18 protein-coding genes are annotated in these 19762 nt (G+C 66.8%); 9 read left to right on the top strand and 9 right to left on the bottom strand.

What is annotated here, in order from left to right:
- Positions 1–17 precede the first annotated feature (17 nt).
- Together E3227_RS11795 and E3227_RS01835 are read right to left on the bottom strand one after the other, a co-directional pair.
- Positions 18–959, bottom strand: coding sequence for a C40 family peptidase (locus E3227_RS11795; RefSeq protein ID WP_136650880.1), 942 nt, complete (start codon positions 957–959; stop codon positions 18–20).
- Positions 960–1241, bottom strand: coding sequence for a hypothetical protein (locus tag E3227_RS01835; RefSeq protein ID WP_136650881.1), 282 nt, complete (start codon positions 1239–1241; stop codon positions 960–962).
- Positions 1242–1312: 71 nt separating this feature from the next.
- Between E3227_RS01835 and upp the strand changes: the two genes are divergently transcribed.
- The 4 genes from upp to E3227_RS01815 all read left to right on the top strand — a co-directional run bounded on the left by upp (position 1313) and on the right by E3227_RS01815 (position 5176).
- The gene (upp, locus tag E3227_RS01830; protein ID WP_181729566.1) at positions 1313–1948 is read left to right on the top strand and encodes a uracil phosphoribosyltransferase; all 636 of its coding nucleotides are present in this window, start codon (positions 1313–1315) and stop codon (positions 1946–1948) included.
- A 52-nt stretch (positions 1949–2000) separates the two neighbouring features.
- On the top strand, positions 2001–2453 hold the full coding sequence (locus E3227_RS01825; RefSeq protein ID WP_136650882.1) for a helix-turn-helix domain-containing protein: 453 nt from the start codon (positions 2001–2003) through the stop codon (positions 2451–2453).
- A 55-nt stretch (positions 2454–2508) separates the two neighbouring features.
- Positions 2509–3702 carry an amidohydrolase gene (locus E3227_RS01820; protein WP_144317368.1) on the top strand — a complete coding sequence of 398 codons (1194 nt, stop codon included), beginning with the start codon at positions 2509–2511 and terminating at the stop codon, positions 3700–3702.
- A 67-nt stretch (positions 3703–3769) separates the two neighbouring features.
- Positions 3770–5176, top strand: a complete 1407-nt coding sequence (locus E3227_RS01815) for an NAD(P)H-quinone dehydrogenase (RefSeq protein WP_136650884.1) — start codon at positions 3770–3772, stop codon at positions 5174–5176.
- Here the strand turns inward: E3227_RS01815 and E3227_RS01810 are convergent.
- On the bottom strand, positions 5173–6456 hold the full coding sequence (locus E3227_RS01810; RefSeq protein ID WP_136650885.1) for a helix-turn-helix domain-containing protein: 1284 nt from the start codon (positions 6454–6456) through the stop codon (positions 5173–5175). The genes E3227_RS01815 and E3227_RS01810 overlap by 4 nt on opposite strands.
- A gap of 170 nt (positions 6457–6626) precedes the next feature.
- On the opposite strand from E3227_RS01810, the gene prpD reads away from it, so the two are divergent.
- The 4 genes from prpD (at position 6627) to E3227_RS01790 (ending at position 13863) form a co-directional block, all read left to right on the top strand.
- Positions 6627–8138 (top strand): 2-methylcitrate dehydratase PrpD, encoded by a 1512-nt coding sequence (prpD, locus tag E3227_RS01805; protein WP_144317367.1) that lies wholly within the window; start codon positions 6627–6629, stop codon positions 8136–8138.
- Complete coding sequence (gene prpB, locus E3227_RS01800) at positions 8138–9061, top strand: methylisocitrate lyase (protein ID WP_136650887.1); 924 nt, start codon at positions 8138–8140, stop codon at positions 9059–9061. The genes prpD and prpB overlap by 1 nt, the downstream gene beginning before the upstream one ends.
- 15 nt (positions 9062–9076) lie before the next feature.
- Entirely contained in the window at positions 9077–10231 is a 1155-nt protein-coding gene (locus E3227_RS01795; protein ID WP_144317366.1) for a bifunctional 2-methylcitrate synthase/citrate synthase, read from the top strand.
- A 221-nt stretch (positions 10232–10452) separates the two neighbouring features.
- Entirely contained in the window at positions 10453–13863 is a 3411-nt protein-coding gene (locus tag E3227_RS01790; protein ID WP_144317365.1) for a pyruvate carboxylase, read from the top strand.
- On the opposite strand, the gene E3227_RS01785 is transcribed toward E3227_RS01790, so the two are convergent.
- The 3 genes from E3227_RS01785 to E3227_RS01775 form a co-directional block, all read right to left on the bottom strand.
- Positions 13860–14333 carry a GNAT family N-acetyltransferase gene (locus E3227_RS01785; protein ID WP_136650890.1) on the bottom strand — a complete coding sequence of 158 codons (474 nt, stop codon included), beginning with the start codon at positions 14331–14333 and terminating at the stop codon, positions 13860–13862. The two genes, E3227_RS01790 and E3227_RS01785, sit on opposite strands and share 4 nt — an antisense overlap.
- Positions 14334–14350: 17 nt before the next feature.
- Positions 14351–16108 carry an acetyl/propionyl/methylcrotonyl-CoA carboxylase subunit alpha gene (locus tag E3227_RS01780; protein WP_186365381.1) on the bottom strand — a complete coding sequence of 586 codons (1758 nt, stop codon included), beginning with the start codon at positions 16106–16108 and terminating at the stop codon, positions 14351–14353.
- A 137-nt stretch (positions 16109–16245) separates the two neighbouring features.
- Entirely contained in the window at positions 16246–17103 is an 858-nt protein-coding gene (locus E3227_RS01775) for a sulfurtransferase (protein ID WP_144317363.1), read from the bottom strand.
- 179 nt (positions 17104–17282) lie between these two features.
- Here E3227_RS01775 and E3227_RS01770 point away from each other — a divergent pair, with 179 nt between their 5' ends.
- Complete coding sequence (locus E3227_RS01770) at positions 17283–18347, top strand: Cj0069 family protein (protein ID WP_144317362.1); 1065 nt, start codon at positions 17283–17285, stop codon at positions 18345–18347.
- A 9-nt stretch (positions 18348–18356) separates the two neighbouring features.
- Here the strand turns inward: E3227_RS01770 and E3227_RS01765 are convergent, their stop codons facing one another.
- The 3 genes from E3227_RS01765 to E3227_RS01755 all read right to left on the bottom strand — a co-directional run bounded on the left by E3227_RS01765 (position 18357) and on the right by E3227_RS01755 (position 19753).
- A complete protein-coding gene (locus E3227_RS01765) occupies positions 18357–18752 on the bottom strand; it encodes a DUF3151 domain-containing protein (protein ID WP_144317361.1) in 396 nt (131 codons plus the stop codon).
- A 210-nt stretch (positions 18753–18962) separates the two neighbouring features.
- A complete protein-coding gene (locus tag E3227_RS01760) occupies positions 18963–19556 on the bottom strand; it encodes a Maf family protein (RefSeq protein ID WP_144317360.1) in 594 nt (197 codons plus the stop codon).
- Positions 19556–19753 (bottom strand): acyl-CoA carboxylase subunit epsilon, encoded by a 198-nt coding sequence (locus tag E3227_RS01755; RefSeq protein ID WP_136650896.1) that lies wholly within the window; start codon positions 19751–19753, stop codon positions 19556–19558. Before E3227_RS01755 ends, E3227_RS01760 begins: the two co-directional genes overlap by 1 nt.
- Between the last annotated feature and the right edge of the window lie 9 nt (positions 19754–19762).

The raw sequence follows: 19762 nt of genomic DNA, 5'->3' as shown, positions 1-19762 counted from the left end.
AAAACTCTACTCAACCGCTAGCCCGTCGGGCGCCAGAAGCCCTTGAACCCCATGTCGAGGTTTTGCGTTCGCACCGGGTTCATCTGCACCGGGTCGCCGGCTTCGATGTACATCCCGTCGCCGGCGTACATGGCCACGTGGCCGTCCCACACCGCCAGGTCGCCGGGTTGGAGCTGGTCGTAGGGGACTTGCACGCCGATGGCCTGCTCGTGCGCCATCCGCGGCAGCTCCACGCCGGCTTGCCGGTAGGCCCACGAGGTCAGCCCCGAGCAGTCGAAACCGCCGGGCGAGGTCCCTCCCCACTGGTACGGCGTGCCCAGCTGGCTGCGCGCGGCCTCCACCGCGGCGCGCCCCACGGCGCTGCCCTCGCTCGCGGGACCCGCATCGCCGGTTGGCTCCGGCGGCAGCACGTGCTCGGTGGTTTCTGAGGCAGGCTCCATCGCGACCGGCTGCGTCAGGGCGCGCAGCTCGTCCGTGGCGCGTTGGGCGTCGGGCGTTGCCTGCAGCGGCTCCTCGGCGAGCAGGGAATCGGCAATGCCGGTCATGAGCTTGGTGTGCGGGTCAAGGTCGCGCTCGAGCCGCATCAGGCGCTCGTTGACCTCGCCTAACGCGCGCGAAGCGAGCTCCGCGAGCTTGAGGGCGGCGGACGCCATCCCGGTTGGCGTGAGGGAGAGGGCGATCAGCGTCGCCGCCTCGGCGAGGTAGCGCTGACCCACCGCGACGATGTCAGCGGCAGCCTGGGCGAGCAACTCCGCCGCGGCGGACATGGAGCGATCGATGTCCCCGCGCTGCGTCGCGAGGGTGCTCGCGGCGTCCATAAACCGGGAAGGGTCCCCCTCCACGATGCGCGCGAGATCAACGACCGATTCCAGGCCCGGCAGTGGCGTGACTTCAACTGGGTTGAACTGCGGCGGAAGCGAGGCGGCGACCGCGCGCATCACCTCAGGTGGTGAGATCATCTACAGCACCGCCCTGAGATCACGCGCGAAGTTTCCGTCGACGCTGGTTGAGGCGTCCACGGTGAGTTCCATGACGTCGGCGAGGCGCAGCGCCTCGGCGCGCAGCTGGCCGGCACGGTCGTTGACATGCCCGATCGCCGAAGCGAGCGCAGTGCGGAAGGCAGCCGTCGGCCCGAAATCGTTCGGGGTGTGAGGTGGGATGTCCGTGATCTGGGTTGCCGCGGTGCGCAACGACGACGTCAGCGCAGCAACCTCGGAAGCGTCAACGACAAAAGTTCTCATGGCCTTATTTGACTGCTCCAGGGCCCACCAGGTTCCCTCGGCGAGCAAGTTTGGCAACTAGCATGGGGATCATGGACATCTCGATCGTCGATCACCCCCTCGCCGCCTCGCGGCTGACCATCATGCGCGACGAGCGCAGCGACAACGCGGCGTTCCGGGCCGCGCTCGCCGACCTTGGCGCGATGCTGATCTACGAGGCGTCACGCGGGCTGGCGGTGGAAACGTTTACCTGCCGCACCCCCGTCGGCGAGGCGGAGGGCACCCGGCTGGCCAAGCCGCCAATCATCGTGCCGATCATCCGCGCGGGCCTGGGCATGATCGACCCGGCGCTGTCGATGATCCCCGACGCCCAGGTCGGCTTCATCGGCCTGGCCCGCGACGAGACCACCCACGAGCCGGTGCCGTACCTCGAGGCGCTGCCCGAAGACCTCTCCGGCCAGCCGGTGTTCGTCGTCGACCCCATGCTGGCCACCGGCGGCTCTCTGATCTATGCGCTGGACCTGCTCAAGGGGCGTGGCGCGGACGATATCACCTGCATTTGTATTGTGTCGGCGCGTGCGGGCGTCGATAAGCTTGCGGCCCATAGCCCTGACGTGCGGCTGGTGACCGCGGCGATTGACCCGCAGCTCAACGACGATGCCTACATCGTGCCCGGTTTGGGCGATGCGGGCGATCGGCTGTACGGCCCGCGCAACATTTTCCTGTAGTAGGGTTGGGACCCGTCGGGTAAGGGGGGACATACACAGCGGGGGGGCTGTTATGGCGGACATCATGCCGCAATCCAACTGGGCAAGCTACGGGTTTGTGCTGGCAGAGCGCCTGCGCGCGCTTCGCGAGATGAGGGGGCTGAGTCAGCGGCGGCTCGCGGAGCTGTCGGGGGTCTCGCGCAGCCTGATCTCGAACATTGAGCGCAACCAGTACAACATGTCGCGCTCGGCGGACCCGACGCTGTCGACGGTGTACCGCATCGCGCACGCGCTGCACGTGCCGCCGGTAGCGCTGCTGCCGGCGTCGGAATCGGTGGTCAAGGCGCGCTGCGCCGAGGACGCCGCGGCGGTCATGCAGGTGTGCGCGGTATGGCCGGCAAGCCCGGAGGACACAGCTCGTTTCCACGCGACCTACCTTGTCAGCGGCACCGCGACGTACCCGCCGCGCTTCGAGCACTTCGAACACTGCGTGGGGCACCACCGAGTGATGAACCGCTTGGTCTAGTTGCTAGACTCAGCCCGGATACGAAAAATTCCGGGCTACAAGCAGGAGGACACACGTGGGCACAGGATCCGGCATCGCCACCGCCGTTGGCGAGTGGATACGCGCCAACGAGGCCACGGTGACGCAGTGGCGCCGACATATCCACGCCCACCCCGAGCTGTCCCACGAAGAGGTCGCCACCACCGCGTTTATCTCCGAAGTGCTTTGCGAGCACGGCCTTAACCCCGTGCCCTTCCCCGGCACGGGCCTCTACGTCGACCTTGGCCCCGCCGACGGCGAGCGGCTTGCCTTCCGCGCGGATATCGACGCGCTCAGCGTGGCCGAAATCTCCGGGCTTGAGTTCGCCTCGGGCACCCCGGGGGTGTCGCACTCCTGCGGCCACGACGTGCACACCACCATCTGTATGGCGCTGGCCTGCGCACTCGCGGAGCTGGATTTGGACTACGGCATCCGGATCATCTTCCAGCCTGCGGAGGAGGTCATGGGCGGCGGCGCAGTGGACGTGATCCGCTGGGGTGGGCTGCAAAACGTCTCCGCGATCTACGCCCTGCACGTCGAGCCGTCGCTGCGCGTCGGCCAGATCGGGGTGCGCACGGGCGCGATCACCTCGGCCTCCGACGTCCTCGAGATCGAGATCACCGGCCCCGGCGGGCACACCTCGCGGCCGCAGATGACCGCCGACGTGGTTTACGCCGCGGGCGCGGTGATCACCCAGCTGCCCGCGCTGTTGTCGCGCCGGGTGGATCCGCGCACCGGCACCGTCGTGGTGTTCGGCGCGGTCGAGGCGGGCGATGCGCCCAACGCGATTCCGAAATCCGCCCTGCTCAAGGGCACCATTCGCACCTCCGACATCACCACCTGGCGCTCCATCGAGGAGCTGACCAGCGAGCTCATCGCCCAGATCCTCGCCCCGACCGGCTGCGAGTTCGAGCTCAACTACACGCGCGGAGTGCCGCCCGTGCTTAACGACGACATCGCGACCGCCCTGATCGTCCAAGCGGGCCGCTCCGTCGACCCCCACGCCGTGGTGACCACGCCGCAGTCCTCCGGCGGGGAGGACTTCTCCTGGTACCTCGAGCACGTCCCCGGCGCCATGGTCCGCCTCGGCGCGTGGGACGGTAAGGGTGAGAAGCAGGACCTGCACCAGGGCGATCTGAACGTGGACGAAAAATCCATCGCCGTCGGGGTGCGCCTGTTCGGCGCGGTGGTGGAGAAGTATTTCGCTGCCCTCGCTAGCGACGCTGGGTGACTGTAGACTTGCGTCGGTTAACGCGACTGGCAGTTGTACGTCGAGCCCATCACGGAGGAAAACCCAGGTGTCCAAAAAGATCGTCATCATCGGTGGTGGCCCAGCGGGCTACGAGGCGGCACTGGCCGGTTCGAAGTACGGGGCGGATATCACCCTGATTGAAAATCACGGCGTTGGCGGCTCCGCGATCAACCTCGACGTCGTGCCCTCGAAGGGGTTCATCGCAGCGTCGAACATCAAGACGGACCTGCGCCGCGCCGACGACATGGGCTTGAACCACGGCCTCGGCGAGGCGAGCTTGATGATCACCGCGTTGAACAACCGTGTGGTAGCGCTGGCGTCCGAGCAGGCCCGTGACGTCAAGGTCCAACTAGAGCGCGCCGGGGTGAAGATCATCCGCGGCCACGGTGCCTTGTCGTCGCAGCAGACGGGACACACCACCCACAGCGTGAAGGTGACCTACCCGGACGGCACCTTCGAGCGCGTCGATACCGACATGGTGCTGGTGTGCACCGGCGCGTCCCCGCGCGTGATCAAGGGCGCGGAGCCGGACGGCAAGCGCATCCTCAACTGGCGCCAGGTCTACGACCTCATTGAGCAGCCGGAGCACCTCATCGTGGTCGGCTCGGGTGTCACGGGTGCGGAGTTCGTCTCGGCGTTCGCCGAGCTCGGGGTGAAGGTGACCATGGTGTCCTCCGGCAGCCGTATCCTGCCGCATGACGACGCCGACGCCGCCGACGTGCTCGAGACCGTCCTGGCCGGCCGCGGCGTGGAAGTGGTCAAGGACTCCTACGCCCACAGCGTGGTCAATACCGGCGATCAGGTCGTGGTGACCACGAAGGACGGCCGGGAAATCACCGGATCTCACTGCATCATGTCAATCGGTTCCATCCCCAACACCAAGGACCTCGGCCTGGAGGCCAACGGCGTGGCCATGACCCCGTCGGGCCACATCCACGTCGACCGTGTCTCGCGCACGAACGTCGCGGGCATCTACGCGGCGGGCGACTGCTCCGACCTCATGCCGCTGGCCTCTGTCGCCGCGATGCAGGGTCGCATCGCCATCCACCACGCGCTCGGCGAGGGCGTTGAGCCGCTGCGACTGAAGACGGTGGGCAACGCCGTGTTCACCCGCCCCGAGATCGCCGCGGTCGGTGTGACCGAGCAGCAGATCACCAACGGCGAGGTCGACGCGGATGTAATCAAGCTGGACCTCGAGACCAACCCGCGCGCGAAGATGCGTTCGCTGCAGCACGGCTTTGTCAAGATCTTCGCCCGCAAGGGCTCCGGCCAGGTGCTCGGCGGCGTCATCGTCGCCCCGACCGCCTCCGAGCTCATCTTGTCCATCACGATTGCGGTGACCAACAACCTCAGCGTCGCCCAGCTCGCCGAGTCCATGGCGGTCTACCCCTCGCTTTCCGGCTCGATCACGGAGGCTGCGCGGCGGTTGGTGGGCTCGACGGACCTGGACTAAAGCTTCGGGAAGGCCCGCTGCGGGCAGCGATCGCGCGGGCACATCTCGCAGCCCGGGCCGATCGGGGTGGCGGAGTCCGGCCGCAGGTCCAAGCCGTCGGCGTAAATCATCTGCGGCGCGTGCGTGATGTCGCAGCCCAGCGCCACGGCGTTTTCCTGGCGCGGCGCACCGAACCCGGAGGTCGGGCCCTGCACCATGCGCGCGACCCACAGGTACGTAGATCCGTCCGGCATCACCGAGACCTGCCTGGTCACGCGGTTGGGGGTGTCAAAGGCCCGGTGCACCACCCACAGCGGGCACGTGCCGCCGGCCACCGCGAAGGGAAACGTCGTGGTGGATTGCCGCTTCGAGATGTTTCCCGCCCGGTCGGTGCGGATGAAAAAGAACGGCACCGCGGCGGCGTGCGGGCGCTGCAGTGTGCCGAGGCGCTGGCAGGTGGATTCGAAGCTGGTGCCAAACCTTGATGCGATGACCTCAATGTCATAGCGGGTGCTCACCGCCGCGTCGAGGATTTCGGCATACGGCATGGTCACTGCCGCCGCGAAGTACTGCGCCAGGCCGTGGCGGGTGATGTCGCGCGCGGCGGTGTGGCCTCTGGTGCCGGGGTGGGCGTTCAAGTGGGCGTCGATAAGCGGGCCCTGCGTTAACAGACCGAAGTGGTAGGCCATCTCGAAGCATTGCTGCGCCTCGGTCAGCCCGGCGCGCAGCCGCAGCTCGCGCGCGGTGGCGTCGATGGCGGAGCGCGCGCCCTCGACGTGGGCGGCGGGCTGGTTGAAGCGCACCGTGTAGCCGAGCCTTTGGTCAAAGGCGGCGGCGAGACTGGTCAGCCGCGCCTGGCGGCCACGCGCCCCGGAGGCGAGGTCCTCGGCGGCGCGGTCGAGGTCGTCGAAGTAGTTGCGGTTGTCCTGGAAGAAGGTGCGCACCGCGGCATAAGGGTTCGCCGCGCCCACCCCGAGGTGGGAGGGGATGGCGAGGATGCTCTTTGCGACATCCGGGAAACGCGCCGTAATATCGCGCAGCACCTCGTGCTCGATGTCGGGAAGGAGCCCCGAGAGCTCGGTGATGGTGCGGCGCTCGTCGTCGCCCGAGAAGTACGCCGGGTCGAGGCCAAAGGCGCGCGTTAGCTCGACGAGCACGGCGACGGTAAGCGGGCGCTGGTCGTTTTCTAACTGGTTGAGGTAGCTGGCGGAGATGCCGATGCGCCGGGCCATGTCGACCTGGGTGAGGTCGTGCTGGCGGCGCACAGTCCGGATCCGTCCCCCCGCAAACAACTTCGCCACCGTGGTCGCCTCCCTTTCCGCTCGCGTGAACTGCGATTTTACAAATGTTACAGGATGGGGAGTTTTTGCACGCAGAATTTCACAGGTTAGAACATGGCCCGAGTCACACCGCGGGCCATAGTATGAGGTAGACCATGCAAGCCAGCGATGTGAGGAGTCACGCACCCAAAATGATCAACCACGAAGTACGCACCCGCCGCTCCGCCGAAGAGTTCCCGATTGAAGAGCACCTTGCTTACAAGGTGGCCAAGGTCGCAGCCGACCCGGTTGAGGTCCCGGAGGACACCAAGGAAATGATCATCAACAGGATCATTGACAACGCCTCCGTCGCCGTGGCCTCTTTCGCACGCCGCCCCGTCACTTCGGCCCGCGTCATGGCCCAGGCTCACCCCGTCAACGAGGGTGGTGCCCCCATCTTCGGCGTTGACGGCAACTACTCCGCCGAGTGGGTCGCGTTCGCCAACGGCACCGCGGTGCGCGAGCTCGATTTCCACGACACCTTCCTCGCCGCCGAGTACTCCCACCCGGGCGACAACATCCCGCCGATCTTGGCCGTCGCGCAGCACAAGAACCTCGACGGCAAGGCCCTGATCCGCGGCATCGCCACCGGCTACGAGATCCAGGTCAACCTGGTCAAGGGCATCTCCCTGCACGAGTTCAAGATCGACCACGTCGCGCACCTCGGCCCCTCGGCCGCAGCCGGCATCGGCACCATGCTTGAGCTTGACGTGGACACCATCTACCAGGCCGTCGGCCAGGCGCTGCACACCACCACCGCGACCCGCCAGTCCCGCAAGGGCCTGATCTCCTCCTGGAAGGCCTCCGCCCCGGCGTTCGCCGGCAAGATGGCCATCGAGGCCGTCGACCGCGCGATGCGCGGCGAGGGCGCACCCGCCCCGATCTGGGAGGGCGAGGACGGCGTCATCGCGTGGCTGCTGCACTCCCCGGAGCGCACCTACATCGTCCCGCTGCCTGCCGACGGCGAGGAGAAGCGCGCGATCCTGGACACCTACACCAAGGAGCACTCCGCGGAGTACCAGGCGCAGGCCCCGATCGACCTGGCGCGCCGCATGAAGGCGACCATCGCCGAGGCAGGCAAGACCACGGCGGACATCGAGTCCATCGTGCTGCACACCTCGCACCACACCCACTACGTCATCGGCACCGGCGCCAACGACCCGCAGAAGATGGACCCGACGGCCTCGCGCGAGACGCTCGACCACTCGATCATGTACATGTTCGCGGTCGCGCTCGAGGACGGCACCTGGCACCACGTCGACTCCTACACCCCGGAGCGCGCCGGCCGCCCCGAGACGGTCGAGCTGTGGCACAAGGTGTCCACCGTCGAGGACCCGGAGTGGACCCGCCGCTACCACTCCACCGACCCGAACGAGAAGGCGTTCGGCGCCAAGGCCGTGATCACGTTCACCGACGGCTCCGTCATCGCCGACGAGATCGCCGTTGCCGACGCCCACCCGCTCGGCGCTCGCCCGTTCAGCCGCGAGGACTACATCCGCAAGTTCCGCACCCTCGCCGCCGGCATCGTCTCCGAGGAGGAGCAGGAGCGCTTCCTCGCCGCGGCGCAGGACCTGGAGAACCTGACCGACCTGCGCGAGCTCAACGTCCGCGTCACCGAGGAAGCAGCCGCGCAGGCTCCCGAGACCCCGGCAGGCATCTTCTAATGTTCGCGCCAGAAAAGACGCCGCATGAGCGTCGTCAAGCACTGCGCGAGTCTTTGACCTCGCCGACGATCACGAAGCTGCCGGGCGCGTTCTCTCCGCTGGTAGCCCGCCTGATCGAGGACATCGGTGGCTTCGAGGGCGTCTACGTCTCCGGCGCGGTGGTGGCCAACGACCTGGGCCTGCCCGACATCGGCCTGACCACGCTCACGGAGGTCGCGGCGCGCTCGCGCCAGATCGCGCGCGTGACTAACCTACCCGTGCTTGTCGACGCCGACACCGGCTTCGGAGAGCCCATGAGCTCCGCGCGCACCGTCGCTGAGTTCGAGGCGGCCGGGGTCGCCGCGCTGCACCTCGAAGACCAGGTCAACCCGAAGCGCTGCGGCCACCTCGACGGCAAGGAGGTCGTTCCCCGTGACCTCATGCTGCGCCGCATCACCGCCGCCGTGCGCGAGCGCAGCGACGACGCGTTCGTCATCTGCGCGCGTACCGACGCCGCCGGGATCGAAGGCATCGACTCCGCCATCGAGCGCGCCAAGGCCTACGCCGACGCCGGCGCAGACCTGATCTTCACCGAGGCTCTCTACTCCGAGGCCGACTTTGAAAAGTTCCGCGCCGCCGTCGACGTGCCGCTGCTGGCAAACATGACCGAGTTCGGCAAGACCGAGCTGATCCCCGCCGGCAGGCTCGAGGAGATCGGCTACAACGCGGTGATCTGGCCGGTAACCACCTTCCGCACCGCGATGGGGCAGACCGAGCAGATGCTGCGCGAGATCGCCGAGACCGGCACCCAAGAGGCGTGGCTGGATCGAATGCAGCACCGCTCGCGGCTCTACGAGCTCGTGCGCTACGACGAGTACAACCAGTTCGACCAGTCCGTGTTCACCTACTCGGCGGAGAACTACCGCCCGACGTTTGAGAAGTAAGTAAGGAGCACCACCATGACCGAGCAAGAAGTGCGCAAGGGCCTCTACGGCGTTGTCGCTGACTACACTGCCATCTCCAAAGTCAACCCCGAGACCAACTCGCTGCTCTACCGCGGCTACCCCGTTCAGGAGCTCGCCGACAACGTCAGCTTCGAAGAGGTTGCGCTGCTGCTGTGGAACGGCGAGCTGCCCACCGGCGAGGAGCTTGAGGAGTTCTACGCCAAGGCTCGCGCCCGCCGCGGCCTCGACGAGGAGCTCATCGGCGTCATCGAGGCCATGCCGAAGGACTGCCACCCGATGGACGTGCTGCGCACAGCTGTGTCGTTTCTGGGCACGCGCGACCCGCACAAGTTCACCCAGGACACCGACCACATCCGCGACATCGCGCTGACGCTTCTGACCAAGCTGCCGACCATCGTGGCGCTTGATATCCGCCGCCGCCGCGGTGAGGGCTACATCGAGCCGGACCCGGCGAAGGGCTACGCCGAGAACTTCCTCTGGATGGTCTTCGGCGACGGCGAGGGCTCGCCCGCGACGATCCCGTCGGACATCGAGGCATTCGAGAAGTCGATGATCCTTTACGCCGAGCACTCCTTCAACGCCTCGACGTTCGCGGCCCGCGTGATCACGTCAACCAACTCGGACACCTGGTCCGCTGTGACCGGCGCGATCGGCGCGCTCAAGGGCCCGCTGCACGGCGGCGCCAACGAGTTCGTCATGCACAACTTCGTCGAGATCGACGACCCGGCCAAGGCCGAGGAGTGGACCCTGGACAAGCTCAAGAACAAGGAGCTTGTCATGGGCTTCGGCCACCGCGTGTACAAGAAGGGCGACTCGCGCGTGCCGACGATGGAGGCCTGCTTTAAGAAGCTCGCCGCCGAGCACGAGGCGAAGGACCCGAATAAGGGTGCTGCGAAGTGGGTCGAGATCTACGACATCATGGCCAAGACCATGTACGACAATACCTCGATCCACATCATGCCGAACCTGGACTTCCCGGCCGGCCCGGCCTACTACATCCTCGGTTTCGACATCGAGTTCTTCACCCCGCTGTTCGTCATGGCGCGCATCACCGGCTGGACCGCGCACATCATTGAGCAGTACAGCAACCCGACGATCATCCGCCCGCTGGCCGCGTACAACGGCCCGGATGAGCGCCACGTGCGCTAGCCGACGGGTTGAGTGACAAAAGTTGCACCGCTGGTGCAACTTTTGTCATTTTCCCAGGTCGTTTTCGGCGTCGGTACAACTTTTGTCACTGGCCCCCACCAGCGCCCACAATCACAGAAGCCCCCACACAGAGCGACATTCAAGCCCGCTCGTGTGCCTTCTTTGGGGGTTAGAATCAGCTTTAGCATGACCCCACACCCGCTCGGGAAAGGACCACCACCATGGCTCGCACGCTTCCGCACTTTGACAAAGTCCTCGTTGCCAATCGGGGTGAGATCGCCGTGAGGGCGTTTCATGCAGCGTTCGAGACCGGGGCCAAAACGGTCGCGGTCTACCCGCGCGAGGATCGCAACTCCTTCCACCGCCCGTTTGCGGACGAGGCCGTGCAGATCGGCGTCGAAGGCCAGCCGGTGCGCGCCTACCTGGACATCGACGAGATCATCTCCGCCGCGAAGAAGACGGGCGCGGATGCCGTCTACCCCGGCTACGGCTTCCTCTCCGAGCGCGCCGAGCTTGCTCGTGAGTGCGCCGAGAACGGGATCACCTTCATCGGCCCCAGCCCGGAAACGCTCGACCTCACCGGCGATAAGGCAGCCGCCGTGCAGGCCGCGGAGCGCACCGGGCTGCCCACGTTGAAAGACTCCGAGCCCTCGGACGACCCGGCGCAGATCGCGGAGTTTGCCAAGGAGTTCGAGTTCCCCGTCTTTGTCAAGGCCGTGGCGGGCGGCGGTGGGCGCGGGATGAGGTTCGTGGAGCGTGAGCAGGACGTCGAAAAGCTCGCGGCGGAAGCCTCGCGTGAGGCGGAGGCGGCCTTCGGTGATGCGCGGGTGTACGTCGAGCGCGCGGTGATCAACCCTCAGCACATCGAGGTGCAGATCCTCGCTGATTCCGCGGGCAACGTCATCCACCTGTTCGAGCGCGACTGCTCGCTGCAGCGCCGCCACCAGAAGGTCGTGGAGATCGCGCCGGCGCAGCACATTACGCAGGAGCACCGCGAGCGCATCTGCGCCGACGCGGTGCGCTTCTGCAAGGAGATCAATTACTCCGGTGCAGGCACGGTCGAGTTCCTCGTCGACGAGAACGGCAACCACGTGTTCATCGAGATGAACCCGCGCGTCCAGGTCGAGCACACCGTGACCGAGGAGGTCACGGGCGTGGACATCGTGCGCTCGCAGCTCTACATCGCGGCGGGCGCGACGCTTGAGGACCTCGGCCTGGACCAGGAGAGCGTGCAGATCACGGGCGCCGCGCTGCAGTGCCGCATCACCACCGAGGATCCCGCCAACGGGTTCCGCCCGGACTCCGGCCTGATCACCGGGTACCGCTCGCCGGGCGGTGCGGGCGTGCGTCTCGACGGCTCCGTTGCCGTCGGCACCGAAATTACCCCCAACTTCGATTCCTTGCTGGTGAAGATGACCTGCCGCGGCAAGGACTTCCAGATCGCCGTGGACCGCTCGCTGCGCGCGCTCAACGAGTTCAGCGTCACGGGCGTCTCCACCAACATCGGGTTCCTGCGCGAGCTGCTTTCCGACCCCGACTTCCGCTACAAGCGCGTGAACACCAACTTCATCGCCGACCACCCGCACCTGCTGGAGGCGCCCGCGGCGGCGGACGAGATCGGCCGCATCCTCGACTACGTCGGCCACGTCACCGTCAACCAGCCCAACGGGCCGCGGCCGACGAACATCGCGCCTTCGAAGAAGCTGCCCGAGCGCGACTACGGCGATCTGCCGCGCGGTTCGCGCGACGACCTGCTGGAGCTCGGCCCCGAAAAGTGGGCGCAGAAGCTGCGCGAGCAGACCGCACTCGGCGTCACCGAGACGACCTTCCGCGACGCGCACCAGTCGCTTTTGGCGACGCGCATCCGCACGAACACGCTCGTCGCCGCGGCGAAGCACGTCGGCCACCTCACCCCGCAGCTGACCTCGGTCGAGGCGTGGGGCGGGGCAACCTACGACGTCGCCATGCGCTTCTTGCACGAGTCGCCGTGGATGCGTCTCGACGAGATCCGCGAAGTGCTGCCGAACGTGAACCTGCAGATGCTGCTGCGCGGGCGCAACACCGTCGGCTACACCCCGTACCCGGACAGCGTGACCAAGGCGTTCGTCGCGGAGGCCGCCCGCAGCGGCATCGACATCTTCCGCATCTTCGACGCTCTTAACGACGTCTCGCAGATGCGCCCGGCCATCGACGCCGTGCTGGAGACCAACACCACCGTCGCCGAGGTGGCGATGGCGTACTCCGGCAACCTGCTCGACCCGGCCGAGGACCTCTACACATTGGATTACTACCTGCGGCTTGCCGAGGAGATCGTGGGCACCGGGGCGCACGTGCTAGCGATTAAGGACATGGCCGGCCTGATGCGCCCGGCCGCCGCGACGCGGCTGGTCGGCGCGCTGCGCGAGCGCTTCGACCTGCCCATCCACGTGCACACGCACGATACGGCGGGCGGGCAGCTCGCGACCTACCTCGCGGCGGCCGCCGCGGGCGCCGACGTTGTCGACGTCGCCTCCGCCCCGCTGGCCGGCACCACGTCGCAGCCCTCGATGTCCGCACTCGTCGCCGCGTTTGCCAACACCGAGCGCGACACGGGGCTCTCGCTGGAGGCGGTCTCCGACATGGAGCCCTACTGGGAGGCCGTGCGTCAGGTGTACGCTCCGTTTGAATCCGGCATCCCGGGCCCCACGGGACGCGTGTACAAGCACGAGATCCCCGGCGGCCAGCTCTCCAACCTGCGCACCCAGGCCAACGCGCTGGGCCTCGGCGATCGCTTCGAGCTGATCGAGGACTACTACGCCGCGGTCAACGAGATCCTCGGGCGCCCGACCAAGGTGACGCCGTCGTCGAAGGTGGTCGGCGACCTCGCGCTGCACCTCGTGGGCGCGGGTGTGGACCCGCACGTGTTCGCCGAGAACCCGCGCAAGTTCGACATCCCCGAGTCGGTCATCGGCTTCCTCCAGGGCGAGCTGGGCACCCCGCCCGGCGGCTGGCCGGAGCTGCGCGACAAGGCGCTTGAAGACCGCGCCGTGGTCAACCGCACCGTCGAGGTCCCCGCCGAGGCTGCGGAGGCTTTGGAATCCGACGACGAGAAGCTGCGGCGCGAGGCGCTGGACAAGCTGCTGTTTCCCATGCAGTACGAGGAGTTTCTGGAGCACCGCCGGACCTACGGCATTACCGACCAGCTCTCCGACAAGGCGTTCTTCTACGGGCTTACCGAGGGCGAAGAGAACCTCATCTACTACGGGGAGGTCTCCGAGGAAAAGACCCCGCTGGTGGTGCGACTCGAGGCAATCGGCGACGCCGACGAAAAGGGCATGCGCCAGGTGATCTTCACCGTCAACGGCCAGGTCCGCCCGCTGCGCGTGCGCGACGAGAGCGCGGAGTCCTCGGTGGCGGAGGTGGAGAAGGCCGACACGTCCAACCCGGGCCACGTCGCTGCCCCGTTCGCCGGGGTTGTCAACGTCACGGTTAACGTCGGCGACGAGGTCAAAGAGGGCGACCAGGTTGCCACGATTGAGGCGATGAAGATGGAGGCCGCGATCTCCGCGCCGAAGGACGGCACGATCGAGCGCATCGCACTGACGAAGGCGACGAAGGTCGAGGGCGGCGACCTCGTGGTGGTCATTAGCTAGAGCTCAAGCGCCATCACGTTAGCGGCGCGCGCGTCGCGGAACCCGAACGTTTCATAGCGGTGCCGCGCCCTAGGGTTGTTGGGGTCTACGAACAGGGCCACGCGCCGCGCCCCCTGGGCCCATGCCAGGTCGCAGGCGGCGCGCAGCAGCGTCGTGCCGAGGGCGTGGCCCGCGAAGCGGTTCTCCACGGCGATGGCAAGCTCGGGGACGTCGGGGCCGAGGTTTGCAAAGCCCTGCTCGGGGGTGGCCCAGTAGCGCAACCAGACCCCGCCAGCCGGGGTGCGGTAGGGGTCGAACGCGATGACTCCGCCGTCGCGCTCGGGGTCCCACTGGTCGACGTACTCGGCCACGCCGTGCAGCGAGGACTCGCCAAGCGGGGCAGACTCGTCGCCGAACACCTCGGTGAGGTAGTTGAGGCGCTGGATGTAGGTGCGGTCTGATTCGCTGGCCGGGCGCAGTGTGAACTCCATTCGCTCAACCCTAGTGCCTATTTCAGCTCCATCAGCACAGCGCCCTTGTTGACCTGGCCGCCCTCGAGCGCGGCCAGGCCCGCGACGGTACCGGACTTGTGGGCCTTAACCGGGTTTTCCATCTTCATTGCTTCGAGGATGAGTACGACATCGCCCTCGGCGACCTCGTCACCCTCCGAGACGTTGACCTTGATCACGGTTCCCTGCATCGGTGCCGCGACAGCGTCGCCAGACGTGGCGACCTTGGTGCCGGAGGCGCGGCGCTTCTTCGTCTTGCGGCGCGGTCCGCCGCCGAGGATCAGGGAGTGGGGCAGAGCGACCTCGATGCGGCGGCCGTTGACCTCCACGGAGAAGGTGCGCTTCGGCTCGGCGTCGTCGGCATCTGCGTCTGTGTCGGAATCCTCGTACGGCGGGATCTGGTTGTCCCACTCCTCTTCGATCCAGCGGGTGTAGACGTCGAAGGATTCGCCGTTGCCGGTAAACGCGGCGTCGTCAAGCACTGCCTTGTGGAAGGGGATGACGGTGGGCAGACCTGTGACCGTGTACTCGGACAGCGCGCGCTTGGCGCGCTCGATGGCCTCGTCGCGGGTCTCGCCGTAAACGATGAGCTTGGCCAGCATGGAATCGAACTGCCCGCCGACGACCGAACCGGTGCGCACGCCGGAGTCGACGCGCACGCCCGGGCCGGAGGGCTCGGCGTACTCGGTGATGGTGCCCGGAGCCGGCATGAAGTTCGCGGCCGGGTCCTCGCCGTTGATGCGGAACTCGATCGCGTGGCCGCGCGGGGCGGGGTCCTCGCTCAGGCGCAGCTTCTCACCCTGCGCGATGCGGAACTGCTCGCGCACCAGGTCGATACCAGCGGTGACCTCGGTGACGGGGTGCTCGACCTGCAGGCGCGTGTTGACCTCCAAAAACGAGATCAGGCCGTCAGAGCCCACGAGGTACTCGACGGTGCCGGCGCCGTAGTAACCCGCCTCGCGGCAGATAGCCTTGGCGGAGGAGTGGATGCGTTCGCGCTGCTCATCGGTCAAAAACGGCGCGGGCGCCTCTTCGACGAGCTTCTGAAAGCGGCGCTGCAACGAGCAATCGCGCGTGCCGACGACCACCACATTGCCGTGCTGGTCCGCCAGCACCTGCGCCTCGACGTGGCGCGCCTTGTCCAGGTAGCGCTCGACGAAGCACTCGCCGCGGCCGAAGGCGGCGACGGCCTCGCGCGTCGCGGAGGCGAACAGCTCGGGGATTTCCTCGCGGGTGTAGGCGACCTTCATGCCGCGGCCGCCGCCACCGAACGCGGCCTTGATGGCCACCGGCAGGCCGTGCTCGTCGGCAAACGCGAGGACTTCGTCCGCGTCGGCGACGGGGTCCTTGGTGCCCGGGGCCATGGGGGCGTCGGCGGCCTGGGCGATGTGGCGGGCGGTGACCTTGTCGCCCAGGGCGGCAATCGACTCGGGGGAGGGGCCGATCCAGGTCAAGCCGGCGTCGATCACGCGGCGGGCGAACTCTGCGTTCTCCGACAGGAAGCCGTAGCCCGGGTGGATGGAATCGGCGCCGGAATCGGCCGCCGCCTTGAGGATCTTGTCAATGTCTAGGTAGGACTCGGCGGCGGTGTTGCCACCGATCGCGAAAGCCTCGTCGGCCATGCCGACGAACGGAGCTGCTGCGTCCGGGCCGGCGTAGACGGCGACGGACGCAATGCCAGCGTCCTTGGCCGCGCGAATGACGCGGACGGCAATTTCACCGCGGTTGGCGACGAGTACCTTCTTCAACTGAGACACGAGTTCGATTCCGTCCTTACTGCGAATTTATAAACGTAATAGGCAATAGCTGTTCAACTAGGTATAGCCACAACGCGCGCTTGAATGTTACAACCTGCGCCCATTATAGAGAATTTAGCTCTAGCGAACTTTCTGCCCTACGCCTCGTCGCGGGCGATCGGAACCCCGACGAGGTTGCCCCACTCCGCCCACGAGCCGTCATATAACGATGCGTGCTCAAACCCGAGCGCGTGGCGCAGCGTGTACCACGTGTGCGCCGCGGCGGCCCCGAGGTTGCAGTAGGTCACCGTTTCTTCTTCGGGGTCGAACTGCGCGTACGCTGCCTCGATGTCCGCGCGGCACTTAAAGCGCGCGTTGGGGTGGACGGCTTCGCCCCACGGGATGTTGACCGCGCCCGGGATGTGCCCGCTGCGCAGACACGATGCGGAGCCAACGTTCGCGGTGCCGGAGAACTCGTCGGGCGTGCGGGCGTCGATAAGCTGCAGCGAGGGCGATTCACGCACGCCGGCGACGAAGGTCCGGATCTTAGAGTCGTCGCGCTCGACCACGGGGTAGGTGACCGCGGGGTAGCTCGGCACGGCGAAGGAGGTGTCGCGTTCTTCGCCCATCCAGGCGTCGCGGCCGCCGTCGAGAAGCCGGACATCGGGGTGGCCGAAGAGCTCGAAGATCCACGCGGTGTAGGAGGCCCACCAGTTGGCGCTGTCGCCGTAAACGACGACGGTGTCCTCGCGCGAGATGCCGCGCGAGCCCATCAGCTCGGCGAAGGCGGCGCCGTCGATGAAGTCGCGGCGCACGGGGTCGTTGAGGTCGCGGCGCCAATCGATGCGCAGCGCACCAGGGATGTGGCCGATGTCGTACAGGAAGGCGTCCTCGTCGGACTCGACGACTTTCAGCCCGTCGACGCCGAGGCGCGCGGACAGCCACGCGGCGGAGACGAACTTTTCGGGGTGGGCGAACTCTTGGAACAGCGGGTGCGGGTCATGCTCGATGCCCATGCGGTACCTTTCCTCGGGCGCGTTCGTATCAGGGTTCCACCATACCCGCGTCGCCGACGGTCCCGGCGCCACCCCCTGCAATGTGACGTTTGTCACTTGCGGACAAGCTTGCCCAGCGTAACGGGCATTTTACACATATCGTCAAAGTCGTAAACACCCATGCGTCAGGAGAGTTCGCAATGCACAAAGCAATCGTCGTTTTCGAGGTCGAAGGCGGTTCCGACAAGTACATCGACGGCCACCGCAAAGACACCATGCCCATCGTCAACTCGATTAAGGAAAAGGGCTGGAACGCCGAGGTCGTCTTCTTCCGCCCCGAGTGGACCGAGGACCTGTTCACCTACGTTTCCGAGAATTTCGACGCTTACATCTCCCGCGTCAACCCCGGCAACATCCCGGGCGGTGAGAAGGGCTACTTCGAGCTTCTGTCCCGCCTCTCCGACGCCGGCCTGGTGGGCATGTCCACCCCGGAGGAGATGATCTCCTACGGCGCTAAGGACGCGCTGGTCAAGCTCAACGACACCGACCTGGTCCCCTCTGACACCGCCGCCTACTACAACGTGGAGGACTTCCACAAGACCTTCCCGGTCTCCCTGTCCTACGGCGAGCGCGTGCTGAAGCAGAACCGCGGCTCCACCGGCTCCGGCATCTGGCGCGTGCGCCTCGCCGACAAGGACCTGGCCGCCTCCATTGAGCCGGGCACCGCGCTGCCGCTCGACACCAAGCTCAAGTGCACCGAGGCCGTGGACAACCACACTGAGGAGCGCGAGCTGGGCGAGTTCATGGACTTCTGTGACCAGTACATCGTCGGCGACAACGGCATGCTCGTGGACATGCGCTTCCTGCCGCGCATCGTCGAGGGCGAAATCCGCATCCTGCTCGTTGGCCCGCACCCGGTCTTCGTCGTGCACAAGAAGCCGGCTGAGGGTGGCGACGCGTTCTCCGCAACCTTGTTCTCCGGCGCGAAGTACACCTACAACAAGCCGGAGGAGTGGCAGGAACTCGTCGACATGTTCGCCGCAGCCCGTCCGGTGATCGCGGAGAAGCTCGGCGGCGACAACATCCCGCTGATCTGGACCGCCGACTTCATGCTTGCCGACGACGATCACAGTGGCAAGGACACCTACGTCCTCGGCGAGATCAACTGCTCCTGCGTCGGCTTCACCTCCGAGCTGCACATGGGCATCCAGGACCTAGTGGCTGAGGAAGCCATCAAGCGCGTGGAGGAGAAGCACTCCGCGTAAGTAAGAGCTTTACAGCAGCTTATCGACGCTTCCCGGATCAGCGTCGCTGAGCATCTGGCGGCACCGGTCGTACTCGTCGGTGTCGCCAATTGCTTCGGAGGCCAACGCCAGCATGGCGATCGCCTTGAGCACCCCGCGGTTCGGGGCGTGGCTGGCGGGCACCGGGCCCCACCCCTTCCAGCCGTTGGCGCGAAGCCGATCCAGCGAGCGGTGGTAGCCGGTGCGCGCGTAAGCGTAGGCGATGAGCACGTCGCCGTCCGTGAGTTCGACGGCGGCACGGGCAGCCCACACCGCCGGCGACTCCGGATGCGACAGCGCGGTCTCGCGGTCGAGCAGGTCGAGGTTGTCTGCGGGGTCCTCGGGCAGGTGGACGGGCGGCGGGGCAAGCATGTCGTTGATTTCCATGGCTGTCAGGCTACCCGAGTGGTTGCCAGACGTGGGTGGGCATGAAGGAGGGTGCGCTGCATGCTTAAGCCCACGTCCGCATAGTTTGGACTGCGCAATCTGGCGTGACGTAACGGCAAAACCCCAGGCCGCGACAAGCCGCCGAGCCCACATTGCGCAGTCGGCCCCGCCGCGGCGTGGTGTCCGGCGACGGTTGCCCAGCGCGTCGGCCTATTTCCCAGCCCAGAACTGCGACGCGGACAGCCCGAAGGAGTACAGGGCGCGGCGCAGCAGCGGCATGGACAGGCCAATCACGCTCGAGGGATCGCCCTCGATGGAGTCGATGAACCAGCTGCCCAGGGCCTCCAGGGTAAAGGCCCCGGCGCACTCGAGCGGCTCGCCCGAGCGCGCGTAGGCCTCGATATCGGCATCCGAGACCTGGCCGAAGGCGATGGTGGTGGCAACGCTCTCTGTCACCCATTGGCCCTGGTAGTGCACGGCGTGGCCGGTAATCAACTGGGCGGTTTTGCCGCGCTGGGCGCGCCACCGCGCAACCGTGGCCTCAATCGAGTGGGGTTTGCCTTGGAGCTGGCCGTCGAGAAGCAGCATGGAATCGCAGCCGATGATCACGTCGCCGGGGTACTGGGACGCGACCGCTGCCGCTTTCGCGCGGGCGAGGGCGGTGACGGTGTCGGCAGGCCCGGCGGTGGAGGCGGCAAGCAGCGCGTCCTCATCGATGTGCGCCGGGTGGATCACGGGGCGCACGCCTGCGTTTTCCAGCAGCATCCGCCGCGACGGCGACTGGGAGGCGAGAACGAGTCGCATCAGAAGTAGGTGACGTTGGAAAACGCGCCCGGGTTAAACAGGGGGCGGGGGTGCAGCGGGGTGCCGTGGCTGCCCCACAGATTGCGCTCGCCCGGGTTCTGGGCGTTGGTGGCTGCGGCCTGCAGGTCCGCGAGCACCATCGTCAGCGCGGTGAGCTCGTCGTCCGTGGGGTTGCCCTTGATCACGGTGATGTCCATCGAGAAAGT

This window comes from Corynebacterium sanguinis, assembly GCF_007641235.1.
GTDB classification, from domain to species: domain Bacteria; phylum Actinomycetota; class Actinomycetes; order Mycobacteriales; family Mycobacteriaceae; genus Corynebacterium; species Corynebacterium sanguinis.
The sequence above is the reverse complement of the archived record's forward strand: the minus strand, read 5'-3'. Positions and strand labels throughout refer to the sequence as shown.

What these genes read in the sequence shown, in the direction of transcription:
- E3227_RS11795 (WP_136650880.1), bottom strand. Translation starts at nt 959, where the DNA reads ATGATCTCACCACCTGAGGTGATGCGCGCGGTCGCCGCCTCGCTTCCG.
- E3227_RS01835 (WP_136650881.1), bottom strand. Translation starts at nt 1,241, where the DNA reads ATGAGAACTTTTGTCGTTGACGCTTCCGAGGTTGCTGCGCTGACGTCG.
- upp (WP_181729566.1), top strand. Translation starts at nt 1,313, where the DNA reads ATGGACATCTCGATCGTCGATCACCCCCTCGCCGCCTCGCGGCTGACC.
- E3227_RS01825 (WP_136650882.1), top strand. Translation starts at nt 2,001, where the DNA reads ATGGCGGACATCATGCCGCAATCCAACTGGGCAAGCTACGGGTTTGTG.
- prpD (WP_144317367.1), top strand. Translation starts at nt 6,627, where the DNA reads ATGATCAACCACGAAGTACGCACCCGCCGCTCCGCCGAAGAGTTCCCG.
- prpB (WP_136650887.1), top strand. Translation starts at nt 8,138, where the DNA reads ATGTTCGCGCCAGAAAAGACGCCGCATGAGCGTCGTCAAGCACTGCGC.
- E3227_RS01795 (WP_144317366.1), top strand. Translation starts at nt 9,077, where the DNA reads ATGACCGAGCAAGAAGTGCGCAAGGGCCTCTACGGCGTTGTCGCTGAC.
- E3227_RS01790 (WP_144317365.1), top strand. Translation starts at nt 10,453, where the DNA reads ATGGCTCGCACGCTTCCGCACTTTGACAAAGTCCTCGTTGCCAATCGG.
- E3227_RS01785 (WP_136650890.1), bottom strand. Translation starts at nt 14,333, where the DNA reads ATGGAGTTCACACTGCGCCCGGCCAGCGAATCAGACCGCACCTACATC.
- E3227_RS01775 (WP_144317363.1), bottom strand. Translation starts at nt 17,103, where the DNA reads ATGGGCATCGAGCATGACCCGCACCCGCTGTTCCAAGAGTTCGCCCAC.
- E3227_RS01770 (WP_144317362.1), top strand. Translation starts at nt 17,283, where the DNA reads ATGCACAAAGCAATCGTCGTTTTCGAGGTCGAAGGCGGTTCCGACAAG.
- E3227_RS01765 (WP_144317361.1), bottom strand. Translation starts at nt 18,752, where the DNA reads ATGGAAATCAACGACATGCTTGCCCCGCCGCCCGTCCACCTGCCCGAG.
- E3227_RS01760 (WP_144317360.1), bottom strand. Translation starts at nt 19,556, where the DNA reads ATGCGACTCGTTCTCGCCTCCCAGTCGCCGTCGCGGCGGATGCTGCTG.
- E3227_RS01755 (WP_136650896.1), bottom strand. Translation starts at nt 19,753, where the DNA reads ATGGACATCACCGTGATCAAGGGCAACCCCACGGACGACGAGCTCACC.